The organism is Isoptericola sp. S6320L, assembly GCF_023015685.1.
GTDB lineage: Bacteria > Actinomycetota > Actinomycetes > Actinomycetales > Cellulomonadaceae > Isoptericola > Isoptericola halotolerans_A.
This window is the reverse complement of sequence record NZ_JALKAT010000040.1, coordinates 12,387-31,145: the sequence shown is the minus strand read 5'-3', so window position 1 is coordinate 31,145 and position 18,759 is coordinate 12,387. Positions and strand designations below refer to the sequence as shown.

Sequence of the window (18,759 nt, the reverse complement as noted above, 5' to 3'; positions counted from 1 at the left end):
GGGTGGCCGGCAGCCGTGCGTCCGGATCAGTGCGGATCAGCGTGCGACGAGCGAGTCGAGCTCGAGCGTGCGCAGCGCGTCCCGGATGGTGGTCGGCGGATCGTGCAACGTGACCTGGAGCCCTTCGTCCTGCCCGATGCGGCAGAGCTGGACGAGGAAGGCGATGCCCGCGGAGTCGATGAACGTCACCCGGGAGGCGTCCACGACGACGGGCAGGTCTCGCTGGAACGCCCCGGCCAGCGCGGCCGAGGCTTGGTTGCGCAGGGCGATGTCGACCTCGCCCCACATCGTCACCACACTCGCCGTCGGGCGCTCGGTCAGAGCGATCCCGCCGGTCTGAACCTCACTGGTGAGGGTCACTGTCACACCTTCGTCCCTGGAGTCCACGCCCCCTGCGTGCCACGGCGTGGCAACCGGCGTTTCAGGACACGCGACCTCGTTGTCGCGATGGCGCCAACCTACACCAGCGGGGCCTTGACGTGAACCCTGATACAGATCACTTCTTGACCAAACTTTCACGCTTCGACAAGCATGTCCGCCACGTGGACGTCATCTGCTCACCAATCGATCCGCATCACCCGACGGCGCACCGTGGGAGCGGTGACCTGCTCCATACCCGCCGCCGCGAAGACCTGCGGCGTCCCGACGCTGGCTTCGTCCCAGACGATCTCGCCGCCGCCCGGAGCCACGACCGGGTATCCCTCCAGCGCCGTGGCACCCCGGGACCGTGCGAAGTCCACGGCGGCCCGCGCCAGCTCGTACATCAGGCCCTGGCCCCGGTGCCCGGCGCGCACCACGAAGCAGGCGACGGCCCAGACGGTGGGATCGCCCCGGTCCTCCTGGCGACCTGACCAGACCACCGGGCTGCGGCCGTAGTAGCGGCGGTACGTCGGGCGGGGCGCCACGGCGACCCACCCGATCGGCTCACTGTCCTCGAAGGCGACCAGGCCGCTCGTCGTGGACGACTCCGGGTCGGAGGTCTGCTCGGCGAGACGCATCCTGCGCTCCTCGACCGGCATGTGCCACCACACGGCATCGCCGAGCACCTGCCGCTGGCACTGGCACCGCCCCGCGGCGGAGCTGCCGAGCACCGCCTGGAGGTCGTCGAACGGCACCTCGTCGGCGGGGCGGATGACGAGCTCTCCCATGACAGGAGGGTATGACCGGTCCGGCGGTGCGGCAGGATGTGCGGCGTGGGAGCGACGGCGGCAGACGACACCGGTGCGCGCTGGCTCTGCGTGGACGACGGCGCCGAGCGGGTAACTGTCGACGCAGCGATCCGGGGTGCCTTGATGGCACAGCGCAGCCGCCTTGCCAGCGTCGAGATCGACGTCCTCTCGGACGAGGACTGGCCGCCGAACGTTCGCGTTGTCGTCCGCCTGGCCGAGAGCCGTCTGGCCGCGAGACGTCGCTCCGGAATCTCACTCAGCCTGGACCCGCGCGTCGCAGAGGACTTCGACATCGCGTTGGCGCTCTCCCCGTTCAGCATCGGGTGCACCGGGCTGAGCGCCCGCGGGACACCCATCTGGAACGCTGACGACACCGGCTCCAGCACCGCGTTCGCGCTCACCTCGATCGAGGAGCGCACGGTTCGATCCGCCATCGCGCGAGCTGGCGGAGATGCCGGGAAGCTCGTGACGCTCGAAGCGCACGAACTGCGCCAGCGGGAGCTCAGTGACGGCGTCGGCGGTGGCACGACTCCCGACAGGGACACATGGCGGCCGCCCTCAGGCTGGCGCGTGGACGAGCGCACGGTCCATCTGGGCTCAGGAACCGACGTCTGGCAGTCGGCCTCGGCGGCTGTGCTCTCGTGGGGAATCAAGACGCGCAGCGGATTCAGCGTCGACCCGCCGCTCGAACCCGGACGCTCCGCGCTCCCCGGGGAGCGCTACTGGCTCGTCGCACGCGTCGGTCCGCTGCGGGTGCGCGAGCCCGTGGAGGTTGTCGAGACGATCGTCACCCACCGGCGGGTCGCACTCGCCTACGCCACGCTCGAGGGCCCTCCCGTTATTGGCGAGGAGGCGTTCATCGTCGGGCTCGACGCCGACGGCGCCGTGACCCTGACGGTGCGTTCCCTCACGCGGCCGGGGCAAGGCCGCTGGCGGGCGCTGTACCCGCTGACCTTGCTCGCCCAGCGCATCTACCGGCGGCGATATGTGGAGACGCGCCGTCACGACTCGTAGCAGAGTCGGCCGGACCGGAAGCGCGTCCGATGGCGCATCTACGGAACTGCCATGAGCGGTCACCTCGCGCTATCGGCGCCGGGCGAGTGTTCCGCAGACCCCACCTGCTCCACTCTCGCTGGATACGTTCCACCTCATTCTCAGCATCATCGCCGACCGGTACCAGGCGATCATCATGACGGCCGCCGGGACCGGTCCGCGGCAGAGCGACCGAGGCATCCCCACGCGAGGTCCCGCTACCGGGAACCGTCATCGACGCGCTAACCCAGCACCTCGAGGCCTACCTACCCGGTCCGGACGGACTGATCTTCACCCACACCGACTGCGGCTCCCCCCTGCGCCGCTCGGCGTTCGACGACGCATGGACACGGCGCGCCACGTGGCCGTGATCGCATAGATCTGGCTCGACGCCGCGCCCCCGTCCCGGACACGAACGGTGGCGCACACGCTCGGGGTCACGGCGCAACGCGCCGGGCTGCTCGTCGCGCAGGCCCGGGGCGCCGGGCTCATCCCAGGGAGCGGCGCTACTGCCGAGCTGCTCGCGGCAGCCCGGGCGGCGCTTGGGGAGCGCCCGCGCCACACGGTCGTCTTTAACGACCTGCGGCACTACTCCGCGAGCCAGCTCATCCGCCACGGCGCCTCCGTGAAGGTGGCGCAAGCACGGCTCGGCCACCAGTCCGCCGGCGAGACGCTCGACGCCTACTCCCACCTCTGGCCGGCGTCAGGTCCATGGGCCGTGTTTTCGTGTACGTTATTCCTATGGATGAGAAGCGCACCATCCACGGCAAGCCGGTCACCGATGAGCAGATCCAGGCGTGGGCTGACGAGGCCGAGGCCGGATACGACCTGCCCGCTCTCCGTAAGAGTCGCCGTGGCCGCCCCGCCGTCGGACACGGCCCCGGCAAGCCCGTCACGGTCCGCCTCGACGAGCAAACCCTGGACGCCCTTCGGAAGCGCGCGGAGCACGAAGGCCTGGCGAACGAGTCGGAGGCGATCCGCGCCGCGGTCCGCGCCTGGGCCCACGTGGTGTGAAGGTCCACGAGTCCGCCCGTAAGCACTACAAGCGAGACCGCCTCACCGACGACGTCGTCCTGTACGCGGGCGTGCACGCACTGCTGCGCGAGCCGCTCGACGACGAGGACGACCCTCGCCGCTGGCTCTTGCTGGGCGTCGATCCGGCGGGACGCGTGCTGGAGCTCGTCATCCTCGCCTTCGACTCCGGCGCCGAGCTCGTGATCCACGCGATGAAGGCCCGCCAGCAGTACCTCGACTGGCTCTGATCGACGGCTCTCCGGGAGCGCACGCAGGAACTCTCACGGACTCTCTGCGGACCGGGCCACCCTCGGTGGCATCAAGCCGCAGGTCGGACCGTGTGATGCGGACGAGCCGGTCTGTACGCCGGGTTCTGTTCCCGCGCCGGGTTGCCCCGGCTCGGGCGACGGTCATCCATCTAGGACCTGCGTTGCCACAGGCCTCCAGCGGTCTACCCGACTGCGCTTCTCCGCAGAGAATCGGGCGGGCCGCCCTCGATCACAGTCTGTCTGACCTTGCTCCAGGTGGGGTTTACCGAGCCACGACCGTCACCGGCCGTGCTGGTGGTCTCTTACACCACCGTTTCACCCTGACCTGCTCGCCGAGGCGTGCAGGCGGTCTGTTTTCTGTGGCACTGTCCCGCGGGTCACCCCGGGTGGCTGTTAGCCACCACCTTGCCCTTCGGAGCCCGGACGTTCCTCGGCGCCACCGCTCCGAGGAGCAGCGACGACGCGACCGTCCGACCGACTCGTCCGCCCGGCAAGGATACCCGCCGTCAGACCTCCACCCGGTACCCGAGCGACAGCTCGTCCGCGCTGCGGCCGCGGATCCCCCAGTTCTCCCGGGGACTCTCCACGACGACGACCTCCAGGTCGTCGGGCGACAGCCCCAGCGCGGGCGCGACGTCGTCGTACATCGCCCGGACCAGCGCCTTCTTCGCCGCCACCGAGCGACCGGTGAAGCAGAGGATCTCGATCACGAGGTACGCCGCCGAGCGCGGCGCGACGAGGTCGCCGTCGTCCAGGAGCAGGAAGCGGTGGAACCGCTTGTCCTCCGGGAGCCCCCAGGAGCGCACCACGGCCGCGTGGACGGCGTCGGACACCTCCGTGCGCCGCTCGCCCCATACCGACCGGTTGCCGTAGATCTTCACGTGCGCCATGCCGCGATCCTACGGAGCCGAAGGCGTCAGTAGGGAGTGCGCCCGTCGTGCGCCACCCACGCCTCGAACGGGGATGCCGCCGCGGCGACGGTCCGCTGCTCGACGGGGACGGGCGCGGGCGCACGTCCGGCCAGCACGTCGTGGAACAACCGGTCGTCGAACCCGGCCGCCGCGGCGTCGTGCCGGTCGGCGGCGAAGACGACGCGATCCACCCGGGCCCACAGCGCGGTCGCCAGGCACATGGGGCACGGCTCGCACGAGCTGTACAGCACGGCTCCGGTCAGGTCGAAGGTGCGCAGGGCGCGGCCTGCGGCACGGAGCGCCACGACCTCGGCGTGCGCGCTCGGGTCGTGCTCCGCGGTGACCCGGTTGGTGCCCTCGGCCACCACCTCGCCGCCGCGCACCACGACCGCCCCGAACGGACCGTCCCCGGCCGGTACGGCGGCCACCGCCAGCTCCACCGCGCGCGTGAGCCATCGCTCGTCGGACGTCATGGCCCCGATGCTCCCATAGGGTGTCCGGGTGCTGATCTGCCTGCCGCCCTCCGAGGGCAAGACGCCCGCGCCCGACGACGGCACCCCGGTCGACCCGGCAGGCCTCACCGCGCCGGAGCTCGCCCCGCAGCGCGAGACCGTGCTGGACGCCCTGGCGTCCGTCAGCGCCCGTGACGACGCCACGCAGGTGCTGCACGTGGGCGCCACGCTGACCGAGGAGGTCGCCCGGAACACCGCGCTGCGCACCGCGCCGGCGGCGCCGGCCACCGACGTGTACACGGGCGTCCTCTACGCCGCGGCAGGCCTGGGCGACCTGACCGGCCCGACGGCGCAGCTCGCCGACGAGTCGGTACGGATCTTCTCGGGGCTGTGGGGCGTCGTCGCGCCGGCCGACCGGATCCCGGCCTACCGGCTCTCGATGGGTGTCGACCTGCCGGGGGCCGGGAAGCTCGCCACGGCGTGGCGACCGCACCTGGCGCAGGCGCTGGAGAAGCGCGCGGCCGGGGACGTCGTCGTCGACTGCCGCTCGGCCGCCTACCTGGCCGCGTGGAAGCCGGCGACCACCGGCGAGCACGCCGCCGACTGGGTGGCGGTCCGCGTGGTGCGCGAGGCTGCCGGCAAGCGCACCGTCGTGTCGCACAACGCCAAGCACACCCGTGGCGTGCTCACCGGCCACCTGCTGCGCCGCGCGGGCGACGCGCCGTCGTCGGCGGACGAGCTGCTCGCCGCCGCCCGCGAGCTCGACGGCCAGGTCATCGGGACCGAGGTCGGCACCGGCCTGAGCTACCGCATGATCGAGGCGACGCTCGGCGACCCGACGTCGCGCCGGGGACCGCGGACCCTCGAGCTCGTCATCGCCTGACCGGCCGGTGCGTGACCGGTCGGTGCGACCCGTCAGTCCGCGGCGGGGAAGCCGACGGCGGTGACCTCGCGGGCGCCGTCGGGCCAGATCCGCAGCAGCGACAGCGAGCACGGCGGGATGCGCACGCGGCCCCAGGCGCTCGGCGGGGCGTCGAGCGCGAGGCCCACCAGCGTCCGGATCACCGCGGCGTGCGCCACGACGACCGAGGTGCTGCCCTCGGCACCGGCGACGACGTCGTCCAGGGCCGGCTGCACACGGGTGGCGAGGTCGGCGTAGGACTCCCCGCCAGGTGGGGCGAAGGTGCCCTCGGTGACCCACCGGACCAGGTCGCCGGGCCAGCCGTCGTGCACCTGCTCCGGGATCATCGCCTCCCAGGCGCCGAAGCGGATCTCGGCGAAGCGATCGTCGGTCCGGACCGTGGCGCCGAGCCGCCGGCCCACCGCGGTGGCCGTCTCCTGGGTCCGCACCGTGGGCGAGGCGTAGACCGCGTCGGGTCGGGGCACGTCCGGCCACAGGTCCTTGCCGATCCGGAACACGGCGTCCGCCGCCTGGGCCGCCTGCCGCTGCCCGGCCGTCGTCAGCGAGGGCCCGGGCACGTCACCGCCCGACAGGGCCCCGACCTCGGTCAGCGGGGTGACCCCGTGGCGCACGAGCACCACGGACGCCGGGACCGCGCCGTCGTACCGGGCGAGCGCGCCGGATGCCGGACGCCGCATCAGGCCTGCGGAACCCGGACGAGGATCCGGCCGCACTCCTCGCACCGGACGACCTGCTCGGGCGGGGCGTTCTTGGCCGCGGCCAGGTCGCCGGGGTTCAGCTCGAGACGGCACCCCTCGCAGCGGTTGCCGTTCAGCGCGGCGGCACCCGACCCGCCGAGCTGGCCGCGCAGCCGGTCGTAGAGGGTCACGAGCTGGGCGTCCAGGCCCTCGGCGGCGGCGGCGCGCTGGGCGGCCACCTCCGCGACGGTGCCGTCGATCTCGGCGAAGGCGGCGTCGCGCTCCGCGATGGCCTTGTCCTGGGCGGCGACGAGCTCACCGTGGGCCGCCTCGACCTTGGCGAGGGCCTCCTGGTGCGCCTCGAGACGCTCCATGAGCTCGAGCTCGGCCTCCTCGAGGACGTTCTGCCGGCGGGCCAGCGACTCGAGCTCGCTGATGACGGCGGTCGCGTCCTTCGCGCCGAGGGCACCGGAGTCGAGCTTCTGCTGGTCGCGGGTCGCACGGGTACGGACCTGCTCGACGTCCCGCTCGGCCTTGGTGACCTCGCGCTCGAGGTCCGCGACGGCGGTCCGCGAGTCGACCAGCGAGCCGTGCAGGTCACGCATGCGCCCGTCCAGCTCGGCGATCGTGGCGAGCGCCGGGTGGTTGCCGCGCTGGTGCGCGAGCTGCTGGAGCCTGGTGTCGAGGGCCTGGACCTCGAGCAGGCGACGCTGGTCCTCGACGGGTGCGGTAGCCATGGGTGGGTCCTCTCGTGCAGCTCTTCAGATGACGGTCAGCGACCCGTGCTCGCGACCCGGGTCGTCCACGGGTCCGTCACCAGGGTGCTCACTCTGGTGGTCACCGTACCGCCTCCCAGGCGGTCGGCGAGATCGGCGGCGGCGTAGGCCAGCCACGGCCACTCGGAGGCGAAGTGGGCGACGTCGACGAGGAACGGGCGCCCACCCTCCGGCGGCACGTCCTGCCCTGCCTCGAAGGCGGCACGCTCGCGCAGCTCGGACGCCGGGTGGTGCCGCAGGTCGGCGGTGACGTAGACGTCGACGGCGGCGGCGCGGACCGCGTCGAACAGCGAGTCGCCGGATCCCCCGACGACGGCGGCGGTGGTCACCGCGGCGTCGAGGTCCCCCGCGACCCGCACGCCCTGCGCCGTGGCGGGCAGCACGTCGGCGACGCGTCGCGCGAGCTCGCCCAGCGTCGTCGGCGCCTCCAGCGAGCCGACACGGCCGATACCGCGCTCGCCGTCGTCGTCGCGGGCCACGAGCGGTCGCCGGTCGGTGATCCCGACCAGGTCCGCGAGGGCGTCGGCCACGCCGCGCGGCGCCGAGTCGGCGTTGGTGTGCGCCACGTGCAGCGCACAGCCTGCCGCCAGCAGCCGGTGCACCACGGCCCCCTTGAAGGTCGTGGCGGCCACGGACGTCACCGGCTTGAGGAACAGCGGGTGGTGGGTGACGAGCAGGTCGGCGCCCCACTCGATCGCCTCGTCGACGACGGCGGACACGGGGTCGACGGCGAACATCACCTTGCGCACCTGTCGCTGCGGGTCGCCGGCCACCAGCCCGACCGCGTCCCAGCCCTCCGCCGTCGACGGCGGGTACAGGTCCTCCAGGGCGGTGACGACGTCGGCCAGCGTGGGTGCGCTCATGCGCCCGACGATACCGACGTCACTTGGCGTCGGCGTACGAGGCGACGGTCGCGACCGTCAGCGGGAACGAGACCGGGAAGTCGCCGAACAGCAGCCGCCCCGCCTCGACGGCGGCCTCCCGCACCTGCCGGGCGACCTCGTCCGCGAGCGCCGCCGGGGCGTGCACCACGACCTCGTCGTGGAGGAAGAACACGAGGTGCGCCCGGTCGGCGAAGGGCGCCGGTCCGGCGTTCGGCTCGGCGACGACGGGCAGCTCCCAGAGGCGCCGCCGGATGGACGCGATCCAGCACAGGGCCCACTCGGCGGCGGTGCCCTGCACCACGAAGTTGCGCGTGAACCTCCCCCACGACCGGGCGGAGGAGCGCGCCAGCCCGGCGGCGTCGGCCGGGGCACCGTCGCCGAGCGCGCCGGACTGCGCCGCGTCCCATGCCTGCCCCGGCGGCGGTGAGGTGCGCCCGAGCCAGGTGCTCACGACGCCGCCGCGCTCCCCCGTGCGCGCGGCGTCCTCGACGAGTCCCATCGCGCGCGGGAACGCACGAGACAGCCGGGGCAGCACCTGGCCGCTGGCGCCCGTGGTCCCTCCGTACATCGCGCCGAGCATGCCGACCTTGGCGAGCTCGCGGGTCGGCACGGCGCCGGTGGCGACGATGCCGGCGTACATGTCCCCGCCGGCGCCGGCGGCGGCCATGGTCTCGTCGGCGGCGAGGCCGGCGAGCACCCGGGGCTCGAGCTGCGCCGCGTCGGCGACGACCAGCATCCACCCCGGGTCGGCCTGCACGGACCGGCGCACGGACCGCGGCAGCTGCAGCGCTCCCCCGCCCGTGGACGACCAGCGCCCGGTCACCACGCCGCCGACGACGTAGTCGGTGCGGAACCGGCCGTCGCGTACCCAGTGGTCGAGCCACGACCAGCCGTTGGCGGTGTACAGCCGGTACAGGTTCTTGTACTCCAGCAGCGGCGCGACGACGGGATGGTCGATCTTCTCGAGCTCCCACTTGCGCAGGCTCCGTGCGCCGACGCCGGCGTACTCCATGGCGCGCAGGAGATCGGGGTGGGAGTCCGGGTTGAGCGTGGCCGGCGCGTCCAGGGCGGCACGGATCTGTCCGGCCAGGGCCTCGAGCTTGTCGGGCCGCCGTCCCTCCGGGGGCCGCGGCCCGAGCACCTCGGTGAGGATCTCGTCGTGGACGTCCGCCCGCCAGGGCAGACCGGCGTGGTGCATCTCCGCCGCGGCGAGCGCCCCGGCGGACTCGGCGGCGAGCAGCAGCCGCAGCCGCCCGGGGGCGGAGGACCCCGCGACGGCGGCCTCCTGAGCCGCCAGCTCGGCCACGGGATCGAGGCCGCGGGCCTGCTCCCCGGTCGACGAGCGGTCCGACGCCGGGACCCCGGCCGCGGCCCCGCGCCTCGGCCCGGTGGGAGCCAGATCGAAGAGCGACTCCTCCTGCGGGGCACGCAGCGCACCCGGCGCCGGTGCGCCGGCGACGGGAGCGTGTCCCAGGGTGTCCCACCCGTTCGGCGCGGCCGTGGCGAACGCGGACCCGGCCACGAGGCTGGACGTGCGCAGGATCCGGTGGGCGAGACGCAGGTCACGACCCCGTTCGACGCGCTCCCCCGCGGACAGCAACGCCGGGTACCAACGGTTGGTGTCGTCCCAGGTCCACCGCGGGAGGTCCGCCCCTCGGCCCTCGCGGTCGTGCACGGCAGCAGCGAGCCCGTCCCGGGCGACCACGTGGGGGGCGGGCGTCACCGGACCCGGCCCCGCCCCGCCGTCGTCGGCGACCGGGGTCAGCCGGACGAGGCCGCCGGACCCGGCCGCGTCGGATCCCGGGACGGCGGCGTCCGCGGGCTGGGCGGCGAGGACGACGTGCACCCGCCCATCGTGCCCGCCGGCACCGACACGCGCGTCAGGCCCGGGCGCGCATCCGCCACAGCAGCCACACGAAGTACGGCGTCCCGATCACCGCGGACACCAATCCCGCCGGGATCTGCGCGGGCGCGATCACCACCCGGCCGACCACGTCCGCGCACACCACCAGCACCCCGCCCAGCAGCACCGTCAAGGGCAGCAGCAGCGCGTGCCGCTTGCCCACGAGCAGGCGCGCCGCATGGGGTGCGACGAGGCCGACGAACGCGATGACACCCACGCACGCGGTCGCCGCGGCGGTCAGCAGCACCGCCAACGCCACGACGACGCGGCGCACCCGGGGCACGCGCACGCCCAGGACCCGCGGCGTCGTCTCGTCCCACTGCAGCAGGTCGAGGTCGCGGTGCAGCGGCACCAGGACGACGCCCGCCACGACCAGGACCACGAGCAGCGGCAACAGCTGGGGGAACATCGCGCCGTAGGTCGACCCGCCGAGCCAGGTGATCGCCGCGTTCTGGTTCCACGGGTCGGTGCGCACGAGCAGCAGCGTCGTCAGGGCGCTCGCAGCGGCTCCGACCCCCACCCCGACCAGCACCATGCGCCCCTGGTCGGCGTTCCCGCGCGCCCCCAGGGCGAAGATGGCCAGGGTCGCCACCGTGGCGCCGACGAGCGCGCCGAGCAGCGTCTGGGCGAAGGAGACCGTCGAGAAGGTCACGATCGTCGTGACCGCACCCAACCCCGCCGACGCCGAGATGCCCAGGACGCCAGGATCGGCCAGCGGGTTGCGGGTGACGGCCTGGACCAGCGCCCCGGCCAGCGCGAGCGCCATCCCCGCCAGCAGGGCGGCCAGGACCCGCGGCACCCGCGTCTCGAGGATGATCTCGATGCGCACCGAGGCCACGCCCCGCAGCCAGTTCTGCACGTCGCCGAGCAGCACGGTGCGGTCACCGAGCAGCACGCCGGCGATGAGCGCCCCCGCCAGCACCACGGCGACGACGACCAGCACGGCACGCGACGCGCGGCGGCTGCGAGCACCGCCGCGCAGCGAGGCCAGCGCGTCACCGGTCAGCCCGCTGCGCATCCGCTGGGCCAGCACCACGAGGAAGACCGCGCCGATGATCGAGGTGATCACCCCGGTCGGCAGGGTGACGCCCGAGACCGCACCGAACACGGCACGGACGAAGACGTCGGCAGACAGCACCAGGGCGACCCCGGCGACGGCACTGACGGGGACCAGCACCCGGTGCCGGCGCAGCGGCGGGACCGTGCGGGACAGCAGCCGCACGAGCACGGGCGCGCACAGACCGACGAACCCGATCGGCCCGGCGGCGCTCACCGCCGTCGTCGCCAGCAGGACTGAGACCACGACGAGCCCGAGCCGGGTCCGTCCGACGGCGACGCCCAGCGACCGGGCGGCGTCGTCCCCCAGCTGGAGGAGGTCGAGACGCCGGCCGAGCAGCACGAGCACGGCGACGCCGACCACGACCACCGGGGCCAGCAGGATGATGGTGCGCGAGCCGTTCTGCGCGAGCGACCCGGCCCCCCAGGCGAACATCCCCTGGGTCTCCCACGGGAAGAGCAGCAGCAGCACGGACGTCACGGCCGAGATGCCGAGCGTCAGCGCCGACCCGGCCAGCACCAGGCGGATCGCCGAGACGCTGGACCCGGCGGAGATCGCGATGACCGTGGCCGCGGCGGCGAGCCCACCGACGAAGGCCACCGCGGCGCCGGACAGGACGCCCAGGGGGACGCCGACCACCGCCACGGCCGTCAGCGCGAGATAGGCGCCGGCGTTCACCGCGGTGGTGTCCGGCGAGGCCAGCGGGTTGCGGGCGACGCCCTGCATGGCGGCACCCGCCGCACCCAGCGCCGCCCCCACGACCAGCGCCGCCAGCAGCCGGGGGACGCGTGACTGCGCGACGACGAGGCTCCCCTGGTCGTCGCCGGAGCCTGTGAGGACCTGCCAGAGCTCGGCGGGCGTGAGGCCGGCGGTCCCCTGGGTCAGGTGCACCACGACGGCCACCACCAGCCACAGGACGATCAGCCCGACGGCCGCGGGCGCCGCCCAGCGTGCCCCGCGCCTCCGCTCGGGGGACGTGGGCACACCGGCGGGTGCGGCGGGCGGGCGTTCGAGCGTGGTGGTGGTGCCGTCGTGGGTCATGGGTCAGGCGCCCAGGGTCTGCACGAGGTCGTCGCTCCACGCGATCATCGAGGCCGGGCCGCCGTAGGCCCAGATCCCCACGGCCGCGCGGTGCACCTGACCGTCCTCGACGAACGGCAGGCCGTCCCAGAGCGGGTTCCCGGCCATCTCGGCCTCGACCACGTCCTGCTCGTCACCGTCGTTCCCCCAGTAGAGGAAGCGGGTGTCCTCCGAGAGCTCCGTCAGCCCCTCCAGGTCGGTGTACGACAGGCCGAACGCGTCGTCGCCCGGGTCCTCCCAGGCGGCCGCGAGCCCCATCTCGGCCGCGACGGTCTGGACAGCCGTGCGCGGACCGTGCATCCGGATGGTGAGGTTGGCACCCTCGGCGTACGGAGAGGTCAGCACGACGGGCGCACCAGCGAGACCCGCCGCGTCGATCTTCTCGGCGTTGTCCGTCAGGGTCTGGTCGAGCTCGGCGAGCACCTCCTCGGCCTGGGTCTCCTTGCCGAGCAGCGTCGCGACGGTGGTGAACTCGTCCCGCACCGCGCCAAGCGGGTCTGCCACGTCGGCACTGCCCATCACCACGACGGGTGCGATGCGCTCCATCTGCTCCATCGCCTCCTCGGGCACGGAGCCCGATGCACCGATGATCAGATCGGGCTCGAGGTCCGCGACGGCCTCGATACTCGGCTCCTGACGCACGCCGACGTCCTCGGGCTCCGTGCGGAGCGGGGCGCCGGTCCCCACCCAGCTCTCGTAGCCGGCGGGGTCGGACATCCCGACCAGGTCGACCCCGAGGGTCGTGACCATCTCGGCCTGGTTCCACTCCAGGGCCACGACACGCTCGGCGGGGCCGTCGGGAAGCGTCACCTCCTGGCCGCGGGCGTCGGTGACGGTCACCGGTTGCGCCTCGACCGTCTCCGCGGCATCCGCCTCGGACGGGGCGTCGGCTGCTTCGTCGGTGGTCCCGCAGGCTGTGAGCGTCAGGCCCACGGCGAGCGCGGCCACCAGTGCACGAGCAGTTCTCATTCGTCTCTCTCCTTCGTGTCGGCCGGTCAGGCGTTCGCCGTCGCGGCCCGTCGTCGCAGCAGCTGCCGCGGTACGTGCACTCGTGGCACGCGGTCGTCGGTGTCGTGGTCGACGACGACGTCGATCTCGAACACCTCGCTGAGAAGCTCGCTGCGCATCGCCCGGGCAGGTTCACCGTCGGCGACGACGCGGCCTCGGCTCAGCACGACCACCCGGTCGGCGAGCGCGGCGGCCTGGTTGAGATCGTGCAGCACGGCGCCGACGGCGATGCCGTGGTCGTCGGCGAGCTCGCGGACCAGCTCGAGCACCTCGACCTGGTAGCGCAGGTCGAGGTGGTTCGTCGGCTCGTCGAGGAGCAGGACGTCCGTGTCCTGCGCCAGCGCGCTGGCGATCCACACCCGCTGGAGCTGCCCGCCGGAGAGCTCGTCGATCATGTCCGACGCTCGGTCGGTCAGCCGCGTCAGACGCAGCGCGTGCTCGACGCGCTCAGCGCCCTGCGGGTCGTGACCGCGCCAGCGCGACCGGTGGGGGTGGCGCCCGAACTCGACCGCGTCGCGCACGGTGACGCCCACCGGCGTCGGCCGGCTCTGGGAGAGCATCGCGACCTCGCGGGCGAACGACCGGGCGTCGAGGTCTCCGGCGTCGCGGCCGTCCCGCAGCGCGACCGCGCCCGTCCGCAGCCTCTGCAGCCGTGCGATCCCGCGCAGGAGCGTCGACTTGCCGGAGCCGTTGGGGCCGACCAGCGCGGTCACCCGGCCGGGGCTGAGGACGATCTCGGCCTGGTGGACGACGTCACCGCCGCCGTACGTGATGGACACGTCCCTGGCGTGCAACCAGGGCCCTTCCTCGTTCGGGGCGCTCACCCGTACCTCCGCGTTGTTGGTTAGCCTTACCTAACCATTGCGGAACAGGATGGATGCAATCGTCTCGGATCTCGGGACGGCCGAGTCAGCCCTCACCCCGCTCGTCGGGCTCGAGCGCGCCCAGGATCAGCGCGAGGCCGGCGCCGAACTCGTCGGCGTAGTCGTACCCCGGCCGCAGGGCGTGCTCGGTGGCGATCTCCACGAGGTGCGGGTAGGCGCCGGCGTCGAGACCGCCGAGGATGCCGCCGGCCACCTCGTCGAGCTCCTCGCTGCTGCGGAACGGCAGGCTGACCTCCTGCAGCACGAAGCCGTAGAGGTAGCTGTCGATGACCGAGAAGGCGCGTGCCGCGCCCGCGACGGAGAATCCGGCTCCGCGCAGCACGCCGAGGACGGCGTCGTGGTGGCGCAGCGTCGCCGGGCCCGGGGCGCTCCGGGAGTCGAGGAGGCCGACCGCCCACGGATGGCGGCGGAGCACGGCACGCGCGGACTCGGCCCGCTTGCGCATCGCCTGGTACCAGCCGGCCCCGGCGGTGGGCAGCTCGATCTCCGCGAACACGAGGTCGACCATGCCGTCGAGGAGGTCGTCCCGGTTGCGCACGTGGTTGTAGAGAGACATCGCCTCGACGCCCAGGCCGGCCGCGACGGCGCGCATGGTGACCCCGGCGACTCCCTCGCCGTCGGCCAGCGTCACGGCTGCGGCCACGATCCGCGAGCGGTCGAGCGGCGACCGCCGCGAGCTGCCGACCTCGGCGCGCCGACGTGCTGCCATGCGATCTCCCCCTTGACTCTACTTACATCGTAAGCCTACGGTACTTACACCGTAAGCCAGGCTCGACCGATCGACGGGGAACACCATGAGCAGCACGACGAAGGTCTGCATCGTCGGCGCGTCCGGCAAGCTCGGCCAGTACATGGTTGAGCACGCCCTGGAGCGTGGGTACGAGGTGGTGGGCGTCTGCCGCGAGCGCAGCGTGCCGAAGCTGGACCGGTTCGCCGGCCGGATCACGATCGTGCCTGGCCCCACGAACGACCCGGACGTCATCCGCCGAGCGGTCGCCGGTTGCGACGGCGTGCTGACGGTCCTGGCACCGTGGGGCGTCCAGCAGTACTCCTCCGGCACGGCGCAGGCGGTGCTCGACCACGCCGAGCCCGGGGCACGCCTGGTCTTCTCCTGCGGGTGGCACGTCGCGCGCGACGACCAGGACCGCTACACCCGGCGGTTCCTGGCGACGGTGCGCCTCGTGGCGTGGCTGGCGAAGGCCGTGCGTGCCGTCGAGATCGACGACCAGGTCGAGGCGTGCCGGCGGATCTTCGCCAGCGACCGCCGGTGGACGGTGGTGCGCGGCAGCGACCTCGAGGAGGGCCCGAGCCAGGGCCTGCCCGTATGGAGCCGGCACGTCGGCGACCCCGTGCTGGCCAGCAACCTCACCCGGCGCTTGGACTTCGCGCTGTTCATGGTCGCCGCCCTCACCGACGACACCGTGATCCACGAGGCGCCCGCCATCGTGGGCCGCCAGGCACCCAGCGTGCTCGCCCACCAGCAGGGCGGCACCGAAGTTGAAGGAGCATCATGACCGCACCCGACGTCGCCCCGCCCGGCGTCCGGGCCCTCGCCCCCGACCTCGCCCGCGGCCTGATGCTCCTGCTCATCGCGCTGGCGAACGTCCCCTGGTTCCTCTACGGCACCGAGACGTCCTTGACCAGTGCGCACCGGGAGCCGTCGACGGTGCTCGACGGCGTCTGGCAGTCGGTGGCGATCGTCGCCGTCGACGGACGCAGCTATCCCCTGTTCGCGTTCCTCTTCGGCTACGGCATCTGGCAGTCGTTCGCGCGGCAGCGTGCGGCCGGCCTCGAGGAGCCAGCCGTGCGACGCGTGCTGCAACGACGCCACGGCTGGCTCCTCGTGTTCGGTGCCGTCCACGCGGCCCTGCTGTGGTTCGGCGACGTGCTGGGCGCCTACGGCCTGGCCGGACTCCTCGTGGTCTGGCTCTTCCTCGGACGCGCCACCCGGACGCTGCTGATCTGGGCCGCGACCCTGACCGGCGTCGTGGTGCTCGTCGCCCTCGGCACCCTCGCGCTGGGCGCCGCCCTGCCCCCGGAGCTCTCCGACGTCCCCGGTGACGCCAACCCGGATCTCGCCGGTGTGACGCCCTACCTCGCCTCGATCCTGCCGCGCCTCGGCTTCTGGCTGCCTCTGACGGTCACGCAGGGCGTCTTCGGGCTGATGGTGCCCGTGGCGGTGCTCCTCGGTATCGCCAGTGCTCGCGCGCGGGTCCTGGAGGAACCCGGCGCGCACCGGCGGGCGCTGACGCGGACCGCCGTCGTCGGCATCGCGGTCGGCTGGCTCGGGGCCGTGCCGTCGCTGCTCGTCCACCTCGGCACCTGGGACGTGCCCGAGTGGACCCCCGTCGTGCTGCACCTGGTCACGGGGCTGTTCGCCGCGCTGGGCTACGCGGCGCTGTTCGCCCTGCTGGCGCTGCGCGTCACCACCGAGGGCACCCCGGGACACGTCGTCGGCGCACTGACCGCCGTCGGGCAGCGCTCCCTGACCAGCTACCTGCTGCAGTCGGTGATCTTCGCTCCGCTGCTGTGCGCCTGGGGACTCGGTCTGGGTGGCGTGCTGGACCAGTGGCAGGCAGCGCTCGTCGCCGTGGCGACGTGGCTGGTGACGGTCGTCGTCGCCGTCGGCCTCGCCCGGAACGATCGCCGCGGACCGGCGGAGCGGGTGCTGCGCGTCCTCACCTACCGCGGCACGGCGTCGTCGGCGACGCCGGTCAGCCGGCCCGCTCCGTAACCTCCGGACCCCGGCTCCGGCCCTCACCCCATATCCTGTGGGGGCTGATGACTGAGATGACCGAGAACACCGAACCGTCCGCGCCAGCATGCGCGGACACCGTCCTCGACGCCTCGCCCGGGCCACGATGAGCGACACGACCCCGACGGGACCGACCGGGGGGCCGGCGGACGGGCGGGTGGTGCTCGGCGGCCGGTACGTCCTGGGCGACATCCTGGGGACGGGTGGCACCTACACCGTCTACGAGGCGTCTCGGGCGCGGACGGAGGACGCCCCGGAGGCCGGTGCCGACGGCGGCACGGACGCCCGCACGGACGCCCAGCCGGCGCTCGTGGTCAAGGTCCTCCACCCGCACCTGGTCGACGACGAGGCCGCGCGCGCCGCCATGGCCCGGGAGATCGCGGCGTCCGACCTGGTGGACCACCCGGGTGTGGTCAAGGTGCTCGACACCGGGGAGGACGAGGTCGCCGGCGCGAACGTGCCCTGGCTCCTGACCCGCCGCCTTCCCGGCGTGCCGCTCTCCGAGCTGACGGCCGGCGACGGCCTGCCGTGGCGCGAGGCCCTCGTCCTGGTGGACGGGCTGCTCGACGCCCTCGGGGCGGTGCACGCCGCCGGCCTGGTGCACCGCGACGTCGGCCCGCGCAACGTCGTGGTCGACCGGAACGTCGACGGCGACCTGACGGTCGGTCTGCTCGACCTGGGACTCGCTGCTCCCGGTGGCGGCGACGGTGACGGGGAGCGGGTCGTCGGCTCGGTGGTGGGCATGTCGCCCGAGCAGGCACGCGGCCGACCGCTCGACGCGCGCAGCGACCTGTACGCGGCCGGGGCGCTGACCTACTACGCGCTCACCGGGCACGCGCCGTTCGAGCGGCCCCGGCCCGAGGACGTGCTCCGGGCCCACGTCGGGGCACCCGTGCCGGCGCCCTCCGCGCGGCGGGCCGCGGTCCCCGTCACGGTGGACCGGTTCGTGGCGCGGGCGATGGCCAAGGACCCTGCGCAGCGGTTCGACTCCGCCGAGGCGATGCGCGCGGCGGCCGCGACGCTGCTGGGTGCCGGTACCGCCTCGGCGACCGACACGACAGGGTCCGCCGAGACGATGACGCTGGGCCAGATCGCCGCGGACGACCCGCACCGCACGGCCGTCGTCGGCGCGGCAGGCGCAGCAGGCGCAGCGGCAGCAGCGGCTGCCGCTGCCACGGGCGACGAGGGCGAGATCGAACGCACCCGCCAGCTCGGTGCGGTCGACGTGCCGCCCACGCCGCCCACGGGAGTGCCCGCAACGGCCGTCGCGGCGGGCGTTGCGGCCGACGGGGCGGCCGACGGGGCGGCCGACGAGGCCGCTCTGGCCGAAGAGGCCGAGAACGACGCCCCGAACCGCCGTCGCACGATCCTGGTCGTCGCCCTCTCGCTCGTCCTGGCGGCCGCCGTCGCGGGGGCAGCGTTCTGGGCGTTGCGCGACACCGACGCCCCGGGACCGGTCGCACCGGTCACGCACAGCCCCTCACCGACGTCGTCGCCCACGCCGTCCGAGACGCCGACGACGACGGCCCCGCTGCCGCCGGCCGACCCGCCGGACCGCTCGACCCCGTCGGCGGACCCGACCCCCACGCCGTCCGAGACGCCCACGGACGACGCCACGCCCACGCCGTCGCCCACGGAGGAACCCTCCGAGGAGCCCAGCGCCACCCCGACCAGCGACCCGGACCCGACGGCGGAGCCGACCTCGACGCCGGAGCCGGCACCCACCGACGAGCCCGAACCGGCTCCCACCGACGAGCCCGAGCCGACGGCGGAACCGACCGCTCCCGGCGGCTCGACGGGCGGCGGCGCAGGGGGCGGGTCGACAGGCGGCGGCGCAGGCGGCGGGTCGACAGGCGGCGACGACGCGAACGGTGGCGCCGAGCCGACTCCCTGACGGGTGGCGCCACCCGTCCAGAGAGCTCCCCCGGACCGCCAGGGACCTTCGTCACCTGGCGGGGGGCCGTTG

Annotated in this window: 19 protein-coding genes, 1 other RNA gene and 1 pseudogene; 8 read left to right on the top strand and 13 right to left on the bottom strand. The window is 73.9% G+C overall.

Annotated features, from left to right (window positions below; genetic code table 11):
• Positions 1-36 precede the first annotated feature (36 nt).
• Both MWU57_RS16255 and MWU57_RS16250 read right to left on the bottom strand, forming a co-directional pair.
• Complete coding sequence (locus MWU57_RS16255) at positions 37-360, bottom strand: STAS domain-containing protein (protein WP_246910609.1); 324 nt, start codon at positions 358-360, stop codon at positions 37-39.
• A 197-nt stretch (positions 361-557) separates the two neighbouring features.
• Positions 558-1,148, bottom strand: coding sequence for a GNAT family N-acetyltransferase (locus MWU57_RS16250; RefSeq protein ID WP_246910607.1), 591 nt, complete (start codon positions 1,146-1,148; stop codon positions 558-560).
• 45 nt (positions 1,149-1,193) lie between these two features.
• Here MWU57_RS16250 and MWU57_RS16245 point away from each other — a divergent pair, with 45 nt between their 5' ends.
• The 4 genes and pseudogenes from MWU57_RS16245 (at position 1,194) to MWU57_RS16230 (ending at position 3,463) form a co-directional block, all read left to right on the top strand.
• The gene (locus tag MWU57_RS16245; RefSeq protein ID WP_246910605.1) at positions 1,194-2,183 is read left to right on the top strand and encodes a DUF1990 family protein; all 990 of its coding nucleotides are present in this window, start codon (positions 1,194-1,196) and stop codon (positions 2,181-2,183) included.
• Positions 2,184-2,619: 436 nt separating this feature from the next.
• Positions 2,620-2,835 (top strand): annotated as a pseudogene (locus MWU57_RS18510) (hypothetical protein); the annotation flags it as partial.
• Between the two features lie 107 nt (positions 2,836-2,942).
• The gene (locus MWU57_RS16235) at positions 2,943-3,215 is read left to right on the top strand and encodes a ribbon-helix-helix domain-containing protein (RefSeq protein ID WP_246910603.1); all 273 of its coding nucleotides are present in this window, start codon (positions 2,943-2,945) and stop codon (positions 3,213-3,215) included.
• Positions 3,212-3,463, top strand: a complete 252-nt coding sequence (locus MWU57_RS16230; protein WP_246910601.1) for a toxin — start codon at positions 3,212-3,214, stop codon at positions 3,461-3,463. The genes MWU57_RS16235 and MWU57_RS16230 overlap by 4 nt, the downstream gene beginning before the upstream one ends.
• A gap of 98 nt (positions 3,464-3,561) precedes the next feature.
• On the opposite strand, the gene rnpB is transcribed toward MWU57_RS16230, so the two are convergent.
• The 3 genes from rnpB to MWU57_RS16215 all read right to left on the bottom strand — a co-directional run bounded on the left by rnpB (position 3,562) and on the right by MWU57_RS16215 (position 4,868).
• Positions 3,562-3,966: RNase P RNA component class A (gene rnpB, locus MWU57_RS16225), an RNA gene on the bottom strand.
• Between the two features lie 24 nt (positions 3,967-3,990).
• Positions 3,991-4,374 (bottom strand): tautomerase family protein, encoded by a 384-nt coding sequence (locus MWU57_RS16220; RefSeq protein ID WP_246910599.1) that lies wholly within the window; start codon positions 4,372-4,374, stop codon positions 3,991-3,993.
• Between the two features lie 26 nt (positions 4,375-4,400).
• Positions 4,401-4,868 carry a nucleoside deaminase gene (locus MWU57_RS16215; RefSeq protein WP_106269576.1) on the bottom strand — a complete coding sequence of 156 codons (468 nt, stop codon included), beginning with the start codon at positions 4,866-4,868 and terminating at the stop codon, positions 4,401-4,403.
• A gap of 28 nt (positions 4,869-4,896) precedes the next feature.
• Here MWU57_RS16215 and MWU57_RS16210 point away from each other — a divergent pair, with 28 nt between their 5' ends.
• On the top strand, positions 4,897-5,730 hold the full coding sequence (locus MWU57_RS16210; protein WP_246910597.1) for a YaaA family protein: 834 nt from the start codon (positions 4,897-4,899) through the stop codon (positions 5,728-5,730).
• A 32-nt stretch (positions 5,731-5,762) separates the two neighbouring features.
• Here MWU57_RS16210 and MWU57_RS16205 read toward each other — a convergent pair whose 3' ends face one another.
• The 8 genes from MWU57_RS16205 to MWU57_RS16170 form a co-directional block, all read right to left on the bottom strand.
• On the bottom strand, positions 5,763-6,446 hold the full coding sequence (locus MWU57_RS16205) for a histidine phosphatase family protein (protein WP_246910595.1): 684 nt from the start codon (positions 6,444-6,446) through the stop codon (positions 5,763-5,765).
• A complete protein-coding gene (locus MWU57_RS16200) occupies positions 6,446-7,183 on the bottom strand; it encodes a zinc ribbon domain-containing protein (protein WP_246910593.1) in 738 nt (245 codons plus the stop codon). Before MWU57_RS16200 ends, MWU57_RS16205 begins: the two co-directional genes overlap by 1 nt.
• Before the next feature lie 35 nt (positions 7,184-7,218).
• Entirely contained in the window at positions 7,219-8,085 is an 867-nt protein-coding gene (locus MWU57_RS16195; protein ID WP_246910591.1) for a Nif3-like dinuclear metal center hexameric protein, read from the bottom strand.
• Positions 8,086-8,104: 19 nt separating this feature from the next.
• A complete protein-coding gene (locus MWU57_RS16190; RefSeq protein WP_374108575.1) occupies positions 8,105-9,829 on the bottom strand; it encodes a bifunctional 3'-5' exonuclease/DNA polymerase in 1,725 nt (574 codons plus the stop codon).
• Between the two features lie 157 nt (positions 9,830-9,986).
• Complete coding sequence (locus tag MWU57_RS16185; protein WP_246910589.1) at positions 9,987-12,107, bottom strand: iron ABC transporter permease; 2,121 nt, start codon at positions 12,105-12,107, stop codon at positions 9,987-9,989.
• A 3-nt stretch (positions 12,108-12,110) separates the two neighbouring features.
• The gene (locus tag MWU57_RS16180; RefSeq protein WP_246910588.1) at positions 12,111-13,115 is read right to left on the bottom strand and encodes an iron-siderophore ABC transporter substrate-binding protein; all 1,005 of its coding nucleotides are present in this window, start codon (positions 13,113-13,115) and stop codon (positions 12,111-12,113) included.
• A gap of 26 nt (positions 13,116-13,141) precedes the next feature.
• Complete coding sequence (locus MWU57_RS16175) at positions 13,142-13,978, bottom strand: ABC transporter ATP-binding protein (protein ID WP_207767754.1); 837 nt, start codon at positions 13,976-13,978, stop codon at positions 13,142-13,144.
• Positions 13,979-14,063: 85 nt separating this feature from the next.
• Positions 14,064-14,747 carry a TetR/AcrR family transcriptional regulator gene (locus MWU57_RS16170; protein WP_246910586.1) on the bottom strand — a complete coding sequence of 228 codons (684 nt, stop codon included), beginning with the start codon at positions 14,745-14,747 and terminating at the stop codon, positions 14,064-14,066.
• An 85-nt stretch (positions 14,748-14,832) separates the two neighbouring features.
• Here MWU57_RS16170 and MWU57_RS16165 point away from each other — a divergent pair, with 85 nt between their 5' ends.
• The 3 genes from MWU57_RS16165 (at position 14,833) to MWU57_RS16155 (ending at position 18,687) form a co-directional block, all read left to right on the top strand.
• Positions 14,833-15,552, top strand: a complete 720-nt coding sequence (locus MWU57_RS16165) for an NAD(P)-dependent oxidoreductase (RefSeq protein ID WP_246910584.1) — start codon at positions 14,833-14,835, stop codon at positions 15,550-15,552.
• Entirely contained in the window at positions 15,549-16,772 is a 1,224-nt protein-coding gene (locus MWU57_RS16160) for a DUF418 domain-containing protein (RefSeq protein ID WP_246910581.1), read from the top strand. Before MWU57_RS16165 ends, MWU57_RS16160 begins: the two co-directional genes overlap by 4 nt.
• 127 nt (positions 16,773-16,899) lie before the next feature.
• A complete protein-coding gene (locus MWU57_RS16155) occupies positions 16,900-18,687 on the top strand; it encodes a protein kinase (RefSeq protein WP_246910579.1) in 1,788 nt (595 codons plus the stop codon).
• The last annotated feature ends 72 nt before the right edge of the window (positions 18,688-18,759 follow it).